At 46.8% G+C, this 13,517-nt stretch carries 10 protein-coding genes; 1 reads left to right on the top strand and 9 read right to left on the bottom strand.

What is annotated here, in order from left to right:
• Window positions 1-15: 15 nt before the first annotated feature.
• The 8 genes from MHB43_RS10020 to MHB43_RS09985 all read right to left on the bottom strand — a co-directional run bounded on the left by MHB43_RS10020 (window position 16) and on the right by MHB43_RS09985 (window position 10,046).
• A complete protein-coding gene (locus MHB43_RS10020) occupies window positions 16-1,938 on the bottom strand; it encodes an alginate lyase family protein (RefSeq protein WP_405131851.1) in 1,923 nt (640 codons plus the stop codon).
• The gene (locus tag MHB43_RS10015; protein ID WP_405131850.1) at window positions 1,935-2,270 is read right to left on the bottom strand and encodes a cupin domain-containing protein; all 336 of its coding nucleotides are present in this window, start codon (window positions 2,268-2,270) and stop codon (window positions 1,935-1,937) included. Before MHB43_RS10015 ends, MHB43_RS10020 begins: the two co-directional genes overlap by 4 nt.
• A 68-nt stretch (window positions 2,271-2,338) precedes the next feature.
• Window positions 2,339-3,736, bottom strand: a complete 1,398-nt coding sequence (locus MHB43_RS10010) for an ABC transporter substrate-binding protein (RefSeq protein WP_405131849.1) — start codon at window positions 3,734-3,736, stop codon at window positions 2,339-2,341.
• Between the two features lie 133 nt (window positions 3,737-3,869).
• A complete protein-coding gene (locus MHB43_RS10005; protein WP_405131848.1) occupies window positions 3,870-5,474 on the bottom strand; it encodes a helix-turn-helix domain-containing protein in 1,605 nt (534 codons plus the stop codon).
• 11 nt (window positions 5,475-5,485) lie between these two features.
• Complete coding sequence (locus MHB43_RS10000; protein WP_405131847.1) at window positions 5,486-7,237, bottom strand: sensor histidine kinase; 1,752 nt, start codon at window positions 7,235-7,237, stop codon at window positions 5,486-5,488.
• A gap of 104 nt (window positions 7,238-7,341) precedes the next feature.
• Entirely contained in the window at window positions 7,342-8,211 is an 870-nt protein-coding gene (locus MHB43_RS09995; RefSeq protein ID WP_076327005.1) for a carbohydrate ABC transporter permease, read from the bottom strand.
• 52 nt (window positions 8,212-8,263) lie between these two features.
• Window positions 8,264-9,154 carry a carbohydrate ABC transporter permease gene (locus MHB43_RS09990; RefSeq protein ID WP_076209116.1) on the bottom strand — a complete coding sequence of 297 codons (891 nt, stop codon included), beginning with the start codon at window positions 9,152-9,154 and terminating at the stop codon, window positions 8,264-8,266.
• A gap of 205 nt (window positions 9,155-9,359) precedes the next feature.
• Window positions 9,360-10,046: an HAD family hydrolase gene (locus MHB43_RS09985; RefSeq protein ID WP_047844222.1), complete on the bottom strand. Its 687-nt coding sequence runs from the start codon at window positions 10,044-10,046 to the stop codon at window positions 9,360-9,362.
• 295 nt (window positions 10,047-10,341) lie between these two features.
• Between MHB43_RS09985 and MHB43_RS09980 the strand changes: the two genes are divergently transcribed.
• Window positions 10,342-12,060: a methyl-accepting chemotaxis protein gene (locus MHB43_RS09980; RefSeq protein WP_339183632.1), complete on the top strand. Its 1,719-nt coding sequence runs from the start codon at window positions 10,342-10,344 to the stop codon at window positions 12,058-12,060.
• A 186-nt stretch (window positions 12,061-12,246) separates the two neighbouring features.
• On the opposite strand, the gene MHB43_RS09975 is transcribed toward MHB43_RS09980, so the two are convergent.
• Window positions 12,247-13,218: a Gfo/Idh/MocA family oxidoreductase gene (locus MHB43_RS09975; RefSeq protein WP_339183630.1), complete on the bottom strand. Its 972-nt coding sequence runs from the start codon at window positions 13,216-13,218 to the stop codon at window positions 12,247-12,249.
• Window positions 13,219-13,517: the final 299 nt, after the last annotated feature.

Here is a 13,517-nt window from a genome sequence, read left to right as displayed (position 1 = left end):
CTGCTTTACTGTTTTTTATTTCTGTTCTTTCGTCCATTGCAGCGTATCGTTGTCAATCACAATATACCCTTTTTCCTCACCTTGCACATAAGATAATGCCAATCTCATCAGGTCAGGTTCTAGTTGGCATGTGGTAACACATGTAACCTGGTCAATATGATCCGCAGGCAGGCACAACGTCAGAATACCCACTTTTCCCGAGAAATCAGTCTTGCCCTGGATGACCGATGTTTCCGACTTGGAACCATACACCTCAGATACCCAGCCGGGCTGCTCCGTCAACGCGAAGGCTCCCTTCCCGATGCCTGCCGTAACCCATTGCATCGTCAGCGTTATGGAAGATGCCTCATAGCTCATATCCGCCGTCATTTCTCCAGCTTCATTCATCCTCAACGCAATATCCGCTTGCGGATGCAGGTGAAAACGTTGCTCCAGAGTATGCTCTGCTTCTGCCTCCAGCCAATCCACAATTAGTAGTATAGGAATCTCCACCCCTGCCAGCATCCACCGGCGATGTGTAACTGGATCTGGCAAATGTGTATATCCATCCTGCGAAGCATCAATGAAGTGATAGCTGTCATTGCTCTCCCAACGTAACGTTGTGGCCTGAGCCTCCGGTTCACCCCATTGCTGTGTGGAGAGATAAGGTGTCTGATTCAGACCATCCACCGTGACGGTATTGTGCGCCCGCGTACTTTTGAAATACCGACGCCATTCCCCTTCTTCATACGTGTAACGTCCGGTGTCCGTGAAGAAAAGCTGGTTCTTCCACATCCACTCCACATTCAGCGCATCTGCATGTCCATGTGCTCCGCCCATGGCAGCCGCATCAAAAAAAAGATATTGATACTTGTCCCTCATAACATAATATCCTGTCTGCGGAAAAGCCCGGCTCGACAAAGCTGGAGAAGAAGAAGCCTGTAGACGGAGGCACCGCTCATATTTCTCCACACCCAGCAACCAGAGACACTCCGAGCTATCCGTTCCGCGAGCCATCAAATCATCATCGTCCAGGATCGCTCCAAGCAGGGTCAGTCGTTGTCGTCCATCGCCAACCCAATCCGAATCACCAATACCGGTAGACTGGTGATCTGGTCGAATCAGCGCCTCAGTAAATGCTGCCATTTGGCGTAGACAGCTGGCATACCATTTCGAGAAAGGATGTCCTGAAATCTCACCCAACCGATAAGGCGTGCCACACATCTCGATGCTGGCATTGTGGTAATGTGTTGTCAGTTCAACCTGTATTCCCTCTTCACCCAACTGATGCAGCAAACACAGCTCAAGACGTTCCATCGCCACTTGACGCCAGTGTGGACTTCGCGGGTGCTGGTGGTAGAACGTAGCAATCATGAACAAGCCTTGCATATGCATAATGGCATGATTGATTTCCGTGCTGCCGAGGTAACGGGTCAAAAACTCGGCGTGCTCTTCCAGACCTTGTCGGAACTCCGCCTGAAAACCTTCGTCTATCAGTGAACTCGCTTCCATATATTTATATGCCGATATCCAGGACTGCACACGTAGTCCCGTCTCCAGCAGGCGCCACGGACCGGGTTTTTGAAAGAACACAGCCTCGTCATAAACCAGATTTACAGAAACCGGGTTTTGCTGTCTCCAGCTACGGAAGTGGTCAATAAATGCTGTTACATATAGCGGATTGCCCTTCATCAGATACGCCTTGCCCAGATCGAGCATATGCCAGTGTCGATTGATGCCCCATGTGAACTCCAGATCATTGGTCGGGTTGTCGAGCCAGTCCACAGGTGTCCCCATCGGAATCCAGCGATTCAGATCGTTGGTATAAGGAACAATAAATTCATTCAGGATGGCACGATTGGCAATCGTGAGCGAATTTCGGGCTTCTTCCGGAAAATGTTTTTCATAATATTGGGCAGCCCGTTGCAGATCCGTTGCCGAAAGGTAAAAATCGCTCATTGGGACGCCTCGAGGAAATCCTGACGGAATGGGGTAAACACATCCAGAATGACGGAGTCCTCCATGGCCTTGACCCCATGCGGAACGTTAAAACCGGCATAAAAGCTGTCCCCTGCTTTTAAGATACGAGTTTCTTCACCGACCTGTACCTCAAAGCTGCCTTTGACGATATAGCTGACTTGCTCGTGCGCATCATGAGAGTGAACTTCTCCAATACCACCTTTAGCAAAGGTAACCTCCACCATCATTAATGTACCGCCCATGCCCAAGATCTTGCGGGAACTCGTTTCGTTTATGATATATGCATCGGTAGACGCATGATTAATAATCATTTTGCTTTTCCCCTTTCCTTGTGAATAAGCGACCGAAGTAGTTAAACCACGGCCGCTATGAACGTTTATTAGTCTTCTGTGGACAATTTACCCTGAAGCTTGGAAGAATCGAACGATGGATCAGCAGTTATGTTGGTCAGCCCTGCCGCTTTGGTTTTCTCCAGAGCTGCATTGTACCTTGTATCCAGATCCTTGATCACAGCATCGAGATCGCCACCCGTGAATACAAAGATTGAAAAAGCCTCACCCCATTTGGTGCCTTCCAGTGAACTCTCGGTCACCACACTTGGATTTGCCGGGAAAATGGCATCATATCGTTTGGGCAGGAAACCTTCAATGCCCGGAATGCTTGGTTTTTTGTCAGAGCTTAGTACAGCAGGAATCAGTGAGATTCCGTATCCCTTTTCGTAATACTCACTCTGAAGATCTGTGCTGTACACATACTCCATAAACTTCCATGCCGCTTCCTTATTGGCAGAATCTGCATTGATGCCGATGTAGGAGCCCCCGATGACTTGCGAAGCGCCCTTGATCGTTCCATCATTTGTTGGCACAGGAGCCGCTGCCCAATTTTCTTTGGTAGGAAACTGATCTTTATATACCCCTGGTTCGCCGGAGTGATTAATGTACATTCCAATTTTTCCTTGTGCAAACTGGGCTCTGAGTGGATCGATGTCCAGACTTTCTACCCCTGGCAGCATACTGCCATCCTGATTCATCTGACGGAGTGCCATTGCGATATCCTTGTACATCCCAAAATCAAATTGGCCAGTCTTGTAGTTGTAACCATCAATACCAACATTACTGCTTGCACCTGCGATCGTATTGGCCGCTCTCCAGAAGCCGCTGCTGCTCTTGAACGGGCTGGCAAAACCATAGATTCCTTCACCTTTACCAACTTCGGTAATTTTTTTGGCATCCGCAACCATCTCAGCCAACGTTTTTGGCGGACTCTCGATCCCTGCTTTTTTGAAAATATCCTTGTTATACACAAGCCGCCAGACCTGCCCTGTATTGGGGAGGGAATATATTTTTCCATCAATCGTGTTTTTATTTTCAATCAAGCTGTCTTTAAACACGGCCTTCATCTCATCACTCATGTATCCATCGATCGGGGCGAGATACCCCTTCTGATAATACGTCTGAAAATCATTAACTTGCAGCACATCGGGTGCCTGCTTGCTGGCAAAAGCAATATCGACCGCCTGTGGGTAGTTGTCCCCCATCACGGTCATCTCCACTTCAATGTTGTCCTTGTTCGTCTGGTTGAACTCATCGATCTTGGATTTCATAAAATCAGCATCATGGCGGTCCGGTGTCCAATATATGATTTTGGTTTTCCCTCCGGCATTCTCCCCGCTGGTCCCCGATTCGCTATTTGCCGAAGTACCACTGTCAGCAGAACAACCTGCCAAACTTAGCGCCAGCAATGCACTTAGCGTAGTCACCATCCACTTTTTAACCATTGATATGCCCCCTTATGCTTGTCTGGACAACCCGTTTGGTTATCCGTTAACGTAATGATAATCGCTACGCTTTCATGCAAGTGAGGGACATTCTGACTTTGCATGGTGGGAAAAATGACGATCCGTATCGGTTTCAATTCTCATACATTTGCCGGAAGCAGGTTGGCGTCATGCCGCAATATTTCTTGAACAAACCGCTGAAATAAGGCCTGTCCTCATAACCCAGCCTCTGGCAGATCTCTTGCACTTGTACACCTGCAACCAGCAACTCTTTTGCTTTTTCCATCCTCATCTTAGTAATATATTGAATCGGCGTTATGCCCGTTTCCTTTTTGAAGGCATTGGCAAAATAACTCGGACTTAAATGCACGGATTGGGCACAGGCATGCAGCGTCAGATTTTCTGCAAGATTCAGACTGATATATTCCTGTGCTTTGCTAATCGCCTGTTTGACATCGGTGAGTCGCTTTTTGTCCATAATTTCGCATCCCATACTGCTAAAATGCTTGATATATCCCCTCCAGCCCTCAAACGTCAAGGAGCGCATCGCCTCAAGCACTGTCAGGTCGGCCTCCAGACGCAAGCGTTCCTCTGCTGTAATCTCATCACAAAAGGCACGGTAGATGGCAAAGGCCAGTCCAGACAACAAACGAATCATCGTGAGCGGCTCGGGAAAACCTTCGGAAACCTGCCATTCTTCGAGAATTTCATCAATGATCCGGTGACAGGTGCTCTCATTACCACATTTCAGTGCGTAAAAAAGCTCTTTTTCCTTCTCCAAAGGATATACCGGGGCCACACAGGCCTGATTCTCCAGTTCAGCATACTTGAGGATGCAATTTCCTTCACTGTAAAAACGATAGGATATCGCCTGATCTGCATGTGCGTAGGACGTCCAGATTTCCTGTGGTCTGTGGGCAATCGTACCCACACCAATCGAGACTGTTTTTTTGCTGAATCGCTCCACATTTTGGCGGCATTGCTCCAGGAGCTCGGAGACATCGATCTGACTTGGTGTGTTAAATATGGCGGCAAGCCGGTATCGGTTTTCCCGTAAAACAACGCCCTTGGTATAGCGGTTCAAGGTTTCTCCCACAATATTTTGGACCGCAAAAGGAACGATTTCGGCATCCAGATGCATCGTGTATCCATATCGCGTATAACCATCCACCTCAATGACCATCACGAGAAGATTGGAGGAATCGAGATCAATATGCAGCTCGTTCCAGCGACTTTCATTCAGGAAGCCCCCGATTTCATGACGCAACAAGCCCAGGAGATAGTTGTGACGCTCGTACTGGCTACTGCTCTCCACCTTCTGCTCCAACTGTTCCAACTGTTTGCACTGTGCCTGCTCTTCCTTAATCACCTGTCTTACCTTCAACACCGCACCGAGTATTTCTTCAGGGGTAAACGGTTTGAGCAAATAGTCGGATGCCCCCAGCTTGATGGCTACCTGTGCATATTGGAAATCCGAATAACCACTGATGAAAATAAATTTGGCTCGCAGTCCGGCATCCAATGCCCGCTTCATTAGGTCCAGTCCGCTCAGCTTGGGCATCCTGATATCACTAATCACGATGTCGGGTTGCTGCTCCAGCAACAAGGACCAACCGCGCTCTCCATTGCCTGCCGTGCCTACAATCCGAACCTGATGATCTTCCCACGGAATAGTTGAGGATATGCCCTTTACAACTGCCTGGATATCATCCATAACACACATCGTCAATTGGCCCATACTGCCCCTCCTCAGGTGATCGGAATCGTGATAACAACTGTTGTTCCTACATCTGTACTGCTATGAAACACAATCGAGGCCACATCCCCGTAGTGCAGGCTTAGTCTGCCATGGAGATTGGATAGGGCATAACCTTTGCGTCCCCCGTCAGGAGCGTCCTCAGCATAGATGCTGGCTACATCCATCCCACATCCATTGTCAGCCACCTCCAGCCGTAGTGTGTCACCCTGACGATCAATGCGGATCAGGATAACGCCCAAATCTTCTTTGTCATTGAATCCATGCAGGATGGAATTCTCGACCAAGGGCTGAAGCAATATTTTTAAAATATCAACAGCGTAACAAGAGGGGTCCCCCACCTCAATTCGATAAACGAACAGATCCTCATAACATTTTTGCTGAAGCTGCATGTATTGTTCGACATGTTTGATCTCCTGCCCCACACTGGTGATGTCTTTCCCATCATTCAGTCCCAGACGGAATAACAAGGATAAGGAGACGATCATCTCACTTACATCCTTCTTCTCTCCGCTCTCACTTTTCCAGAACATTGTATTCAGCGTATTGTAGAGGAAATGAGGATCAACCTGCGCCTGAAGCGCCTTGACTTCAAACCGCCGTTTGTCTTGCTCTGTTGTCCGTACTTCTTCAAACAGAACCTGAATCTGGTCCAACATCCGATTGAAACGATGCCCTACAGCGCTGACTTCATCGTCATACTTGCTGCGAAACCGTACATCCAGATCATTGGACTCCACCTCAACCATCAGGCGTCGCAGTTTGTTCAGTGGCTTCAGCAGAGCGGATGCCAGCAGCCTGGACAACCCAAGTGCAAGCAAAATGCAAAACAACATGATCAGGATGATCAGCCAGCGTATCTTTTGGAGGGGGGACAACAAGTCAGCCTTGGACTGTACACTTACCATGACCCAATCCTCGTTCATCGACAATGCCGAATAGTTAACAAGCATGTCCTCCCCCTGATCGTTCCTATAGGTAAAATCTCCAGCATCGCCACGGCTAAACTGTTGGGTAAAGTCCGGCTCCATAATGAAATCGTAATTTCGGGACCTGGGTCGAATGACTTCATTTCCGTTTTTGTGCAGCAAAAACAGTTGAATCTGGTTATTCATGAGATCCTGCGTCAGAATGTCTCGCATCGCCTCTTCCTTCATATTGACGACCATATATACATTCGAATAGGTATGATTATCGATCACAATGGGTTTGAGCAACAGAGATAACACATTTCCTTGGGATTGGAACAATTCACTCTGATGTGAACCAAACCACATCGTATTCCAGCCTTGCAGCTTCACGTAGCGTCCGTATTCCCTGTCGAACGGGTTATTGCGATTCGGAAAATCTTTGGTCGAGAAAAAATCACCGATGGGTGTTGTCAGATATGCGGTATCAATCAGTGGCTCTACGAGCTTCAATTGAGCAAACGATGTTTGCAGCAGCGAGAGATTCTGATAATAATGAGATGTGTTATTTTTCCCCACGTCCTTCATGACCTGGGTGAATGCTTCATTGAGCATAAAAGAAAAAGAGGATACAACAATATGCCTTAGATGTTCATCCATAACCTGCACTGATTTGTTCAGAATGCTTTGTTTCAGTTCAAGTGCATTCTGCTCAATGCTTCGTGCAGCAAAGAGATAAGAGCATATCCCGGTCACACTGATGCACAGGACAACGAGAAAAATGTACAGCAGCTGTATTCTTTTTTTCAGGGACATTTTATAAAAGTCGAATATCATCGGCGCTCGCTCCTTGAACACGGCTTGGCCCGTCCGCTGTGAATTAAAATGAGTATAGCACAGTGGAATAACCCGTAAAACCGTTTCCATGATTGTGCTCACGCCTATCCTTTCACAGCTCCCAAGGTCACCTGCATGAATGATTTGTTGGCAAAAATATAAACGATGAGCAGCGGCAAAATGGACAGACAGGCTCCGGCCATCATCAGTTGGACCTCAGCCGCAGCTCCGATGCCATATCGCAGATTAGCCAGCCCAACCGGCAAAGTCTGCAAATCCGGATTGCTCATGGTGAATACAAAAGGAAGAATATATTCATTCCATGAACTCTGGAATACCCCTAAACCTGCAACGGCGAGTCCGGGCCGCAGGAGCGGAAGAATAATTCGCCAGTATGTGGTGAAGAAATTACAGCCATCAATCATCGCCGCTTCATCCAGTTCGCGCGGGATGCTCTTGAAGAAACCAATGAGAATAAAGTATGTGGCAGCGTGTGCGCTGATCAGTATAATAATAACGCCCCACAACGTGGTATTCAGCCCCAGCTTAACCATGAGGTCAAATTGCGGACGCAGCACAACCGCGCCAATGGAGATAAACAGAGTGGATGCCATGAGCAAGGTGTACCCCTTTTTCCCTTTGAAATTCACTCGATCCACAGCATAGGCTGACATCGAAGCTACCAGCAACGTGCCAACTGTGGTACTGATGCTAACAAACACGCTGTTCATCGTAAAACCTGAAAAATTGGCGGTTTTCCAGGCCTGAGCATAGTTGGAGAACTGCCAAATCTTCGGCCAGATGGTAGCCCCTCCGGTCAATTCCTGGTTTGTTTTGAAGGAACCGAGCAATACAAGTATGATGGGGAACAACGACAGCAGAGCAATTGCGATCAAAAACAGCCAAAGTACCGTTCGTTTGGTCCAGCGAATGAGTTGGGGAGACCCTGAGGGCGCAAGCACATTTTGAGTCATCATCGTTTCCTCCTGATTAATTTATACGTGTTCAAAAAGTCTGTTTTTCATTTTAATAGACATCATTGAGCTTTTTGGATATACGGAAATAAATGAGCGTCACAGCCCCTACGATGAGAGCCGTTGTGAAACCAACCGCACTGCCATAACCGAGCTGCTGGAGTGATTGGGTGTCAGCCGACACGGGAAACAACAGTTTAAACAAATACAGATACATCACCTCTGTTTTGCCATACGGCCCTCCTTCGGTAAGCACCATAATACTCTCGTAACCTTTCAGCGCCGTGGTAATTGCCAGCATGATGATCATCTGCAAGACTGGACCCAGCAATGGAATTGTTACATTCCGCAGTTTCTGAAACTCACTCGCTCCATCCAGCGATGCCGCCTCATAAAGCTCTTCGGGAATGCTCTGAAGACCCGCAATGAACAACAACATATAGTTGCCCACAGCCCCCCAGATGGCGATGATGATGGTTGTTAGCATGGCATGTTCAGCCCCCAGCCAGCTAATGGATTCGGAGATCACATGATACTTGAGCAGCAATTGGTTCAATATTCCGTTATAAGAGTTGAAAATAATAAAGAATACAATCGCCATGACCGAAGCACTAAAAATAGTGGGGAGATAATAGATCGCCCTAAAGAGGGATCGCCCTCTCCATTTGCGATTCAGAATAATCGCCAGAGTTAACGACAGTGGAATTGTAACAACGAGTTTGCCCAGGGCGTACACACCCGTGTTGCCTACAGAATCCCAGAATTGCCCGTCACGCAAAATGCGTCCAAAATTATCAAGCCCGATAAAGACAGGCGTCCCGATGCCTTGATAATCATAGAACATGTAACGCAGCGCCCATAACAGCGGATAGATCCCAAATACAAGGGTTAAAAAAAGACTTGGAAAGATGAACATATAGGCATGTATTTTGGATGGTTTCACCAGAATCGGACCCCCTATAGCTTTTGAATGAAGTATAGAGGGAATATGGAGGTAGGCGGGATAGGGAAATCAACTTTTTACAGGGGAGAATGTGACTGCATGACCATACAAAAAAACCTGTATTCAACGAATTTCCGTTGAGTCTACAGGTTCATATCATGCGGTTCGTAATCTTAAATCTCAGTATACGTATGTAGCGTATAGGCTACTCTGCTTCATCATACAGACGCAGCAGTTCTGTAAAATCAGAGATGAGCACATCTGAGCCCGCAAGCTCCTCATCACGGCCAAACCCGGCATAAGCACAGCCGATGACCGCCTGACCGTTCATTTTACCAGCTTCCACATCAGAAGAGCGATCCCCTACCATCCATGCGTCCTGAATACGATGTTTCTCAAGCAGGATCTGCACCAGATTAATCTTGGAAGGAGTCTTGTACTGGCCTGCACTGTATACCCCTTCAAAGAAAGGCATAATCTCGTGTGCAAACGCCACACCCTTCACATAGTCCTCCAGCCCGTTACTTGCGACAAAAAGACGCACTCCTTGTTGTTTTAATGCTTGCAGTGTTTCTTTCACCCCAGGATACAATTGGGAACTTCCTTGATCAAGCCCCTCAATCTCCAGTTGAAGCAACAGTTCGTCTGCACGGCGATGTGCCGCTTCCGATGCCTCAGGCATAACCACTTTCCATATATCTTCGAGCAACATGCCCAAACTTCCCAGCATCCGTTCCTCGGGTGGAGTTTCTCCTTCAAAATGCCCTTCGGCACGCAATGTATCAAATAGTTGCTGGTAAGCTGGCAACAACAGGGTCTCTGTCTGGAACAGCGTACCATCCATGTCAAAAATCATCGCTTCCGGTTTGAGCAATACCTTCTCTTTATTCATGTCCAATGTTCCTTTCGGATTGGGATATTGTATATGTAATTGGAATCGTTCCCTTCCCATGATAAACATAACGTTCAGACGTGTAAACCAACGATTGTAAAAGATCATCAACCCCAACCTTACACAACATCAACCAAACGTTATATTATAGTTAAACAAACTATGTACAAAATAAATTTCTTTGCGTATAATACTAAAAAAATAGTTCTTCAGACACCTGATCTAAAGACCTACATTTATCACATTTTCGGTTTTTTCGACAACTACATATACCCCAGAGAGAGGAATAACAAACATGAAAAAGCGAAAGACCTTTAAGATTTTTTATAAGATCGGATTAGGATATTTACTCGTACTGGCTGTACTGGCTGGTTGCATCCTGCTGATTCAGAACAACACAAGTCAGCTTCAACGGGAACTGGATTTTCTGGTCGATCACGATATGAGGGTACACGCCCTCACCTATGAACTCGAAAGAAACATGGTAGATATGGAAACAGGTCAACGCGGTTACATCATCACGGGTCAGGACAATTATCTCGATCCCTACACCCAAGGAAAAGCGCAACTTATTACACTCAAAGATGAACTTGCTGCTTTAATTTCGGATAATCCGGCTCAACTTGCACTTTTGGAAGACATACATACTAATATGGAGAACTGGGTCCAGGTCGCTGGTGAACCTATGGTCGCCCTTCGCCAAGTAAATAATACGCAGGCCATTCGAGATTTTTTCGCAGATGATCCAGGTAAAAGAGACATGGACCAGATTCGGACTGCTCTCGATACGTTTCGAACCAACGAGCATACGTTAACCGATAACCGTACAGAAGCACTGAAGCAAAAAAACACACTACTGAACCTGGAACTGTATGGGGCACTTATCGTTGTGGCCATTATCTCGTTCATCACTGCATTGGTCCTGTCACGTGCCATTGTTAGAAACATCCGTACCGTGAAGCAGGCATTAAATGACATCGGTTCTTCCAATGGTGACCTGACACTGAGAATCGCTACGCCAATGAAAGACGAAACTCGTGAACTCGCGGAGGCAGCCAATACAATGCTCACTGGTTTGCAGCAAATGATGCTGGACGTTCAGAGCAATGCCATGATTCTGAGTAAAGCTTCGGATCGATTGGATAAAGGGGTTGCCGATAGCCATCTTGCAGGAAAAGAAGTTGCCACTGCCATGGAACGTGTAGCTGAAGGCGCTGATGAACAGGTTGCTCTTACGCAAACCATGGTAGCTGCGATGCAGCAATCCCTCCACGGCCTTAATCGTGTCGCCTCCTCGGCAAGTGACGTGGCAGGCCGTGCAGTTCGTACCGAATCCATTGCCGTGGATGGGCAACAGCGCATTGATAATGCTGTAGGTAAAATGAGTTCCATTGAGCAATCCTTCCTCTCTGTACAGGAAGCCATTAATGAAATTTCGAAGATGTCTGATCAAGTGATCAACATTGCAGATTCAATGTCAGGTATTGCGAGACAAACCAATCTGCTTGCACTTAACGCCGGAATCGAAGCTGCCCGCGCTGGGGAAAATGGACGCGGCTTCGCTGTTGTTGCTGCGGAAATTCGTAATCTTGCAGACCAAAGTGCAACATCAGCCAAAGAGATTACAAGTATATTGGAAACCGTGGTAGCAGGTGTTCAGAGTACGGTGCAGGTGGTTGATGAGAGTACTCTACATGTGAATGAAGGGTTGCGGACCATTGAGGATGCAGGTAATGCTTTTTCAACCATTACTCAGCATATTCATAACCTCAGCGGTGAAGTTTTGGAGGTATCTGCTGTTGTCGAGGAGTTAACTTCCGGTAGTGAGGCTGTGATGAAGTCCATCAATGAAGTATCGGCTGTTGTGGAAGATACTGCATCAGCCACGGAAGAAGTATCTGCGATGACGGAGGAGCAACTTGCTTCCCTGCAGGAAATGTCTGACACGTCCAAGCAGTTGAATGAAATGTCGGATACACTTGATCAGCTGGTTAAGCGATTCAAGCTGGCGTGACCTGAATCAACATACAACATAACGATAGAATGTCTATGTAGCTCTATTTTGCGCCAAAACACAGGAAAGAAGCATCGCAGACAGGCACACCTGGGCCACTGCGATGCTTCTTGGTGTTACGGAGAGCTGATACATTTTAAAGGTACAGCAGGCACTTCGAAATGAAAAAACCTGACACTCCTTTTCTTATCCTGATTGTTCCGTGTTCCGTAACGCTTCCAGTATCAATTGTGCCTGATACCCATCGTTAAAGTCATATATCTTAGCTGGTTTGCCTTGTATACGTGCAATCACATGTTTAAGAACCGGCAATTCACTGGCGGACTCAAGCACTTCCACAGGAGAAAGTGGCTGCCCCACCATGCCAGTCTTCAATTCTTCCCAATTTTCCAGCGCAATCGTGCCTTTTGTGCCATACACCACCATGGATACACGTTCTTCCCCCGCAAATTGAGAGATGCCGTTCAGCTGAATTCGGATTCCGTCTTCCAGTTCCATTGCAGCCTGTACTTCTAGTTCACAGTCTCCATTCTCAGGATATTGAACCTGAGTGCTCACTACCCGGATGGCACCAAACACCTTTTGAATCATATGAATCCAGTGAATCCCCACTTCAAGAATAAATCCACCCTGTTCCCGGCTTGTAATCCATGCATTCTGTTGCCATGATCGTGGCCACTGCGGGAATTGCAAAATGAGATCTATTTTGCGAATGGCCCCCACAGTATCCTGCTCAATCATCTCTTGCAACTTCAGCACGGAAGGTTCATGCGGCATCGAGAAATGGATGGCATGAACAACGCCCGCTTTTTGCGCTGCATCCAGCATCTTTTTGGCTTCTTCTATACTATTGGCAAGCGGTTTCTCGCAGAATACATGAATTTTGCGCTCCAGCGCCTCCATGACAACCGGATAATGAAATTTCGGCGGAACTGCAATATACAACAGATCAATCTGATGTTCATTCATCAATTGCTTGTAATCCGTATACGTCCTAACTCCCCGATGAGAAGCTGCAAAAGACGCCAAACTTTCCTCATTCGCATCACACACCGCAACAATCTCAATCTCCGTGTCCATCTTTGTATTCTCGATGAGATGAACCATATGTAATCCCATTTTACCCAGCCCAATTAGAGCCATCTTGATGACTGTCATTCCATCCCCCTCCAATTCCTTTCCAGTATAGCAGAAAGCAAAGAATTGCGAATGCGATGCGTTGATACGAAAAAAGATAAATCCCTAGCTTTCAAGTCGCTATTAGAGACTGAAATTCATCATTGTCAGTCATATTTTTACATTATTTGAACTTCGCAACTACTGGGTAATTCGTTCCAGGGATATATAATCAATTGTTTTCACTTTATCCAGCAACACTTAAAGCGTTACCAACTTAAGAATCAGGAATTTAGACTCACAAATACAGGTTGACAAAAAACCACAAAAAAAGATACTCT

It is taken from the genome of Paenibacillus sp. FSL H8-0317, from assembly GCF_045040685.1.
GTDB lineage: Bacteria > Bacillota > Bacilli > Paenibacillales > Paenibacillaceae > Paenibacillus.
This window is presented reverse-complemented; position numbering and strand designations above follow the sequence as displayed.

Coding starts and splice junctions, on each gene's coding strand:
- MHB43_RS10020 (WP_405131851.1), bottom strand. CDS start 1,938: ATGAGCGATTTTTACCTTTCGGCAACGGATCTGCAACGGGCTGCCCAA.
- MHB43_RS10015 (WP_405131850.1), bottom strand. CDS start 2,270: ATGATTATTAATCATGCGTCTACCGATGCATATATCATAAACGAAACG.
- MHB43_RS10010 (WP_405131849.1), bottom strand. CDS start 3,736: ATGGTTAAAAAGTGGATGGTGACTACGCTAAGTGCATTGCTGGCGCTA.
- MHB43_RS10005 (WP_405131848.1), bottom strand. CDS start 5,474: ATGGGCCAATTGACGATGTGTGTTATGGATGATATCCAGGCAGTTGTA.
- MHB43_RS10000 (WP_405131847.1), bottom strand. CDS start 7,237: ATGATATTCGACTTTTATAAAATGTCCCTGAAAAAAAGAATACAGCTG.
- MHB43_RS09995 (WP_076327005.1), bottom strand. CDS start 8,211: ATGACTCAAAATGTGCTTGCGCCCTCAGGGTCTCCCCAACTCATTCGC.
- MHB43_RS09985 (WP_047844222.1), bottom strand. CDS start 10,046: ATGAATAAAGAGAAGGTATTGCTCAAACCGGAAGCGATGATTTTTGAC.
- MHB43_RS09980 (WP_339183632.1), top strand. CDS start 10,342: ATGAAAAAGCGAAAGACCTTTAAGATTTTTTATAAGATCGGATTAGGA.
- MHB43_RS09975 (WP_339183630.1), bottom strand. CDS start 13,218: ATGACAGTCATCAAGATGGCTCTAATTGGGCTGGGTAAAATGGGATTA.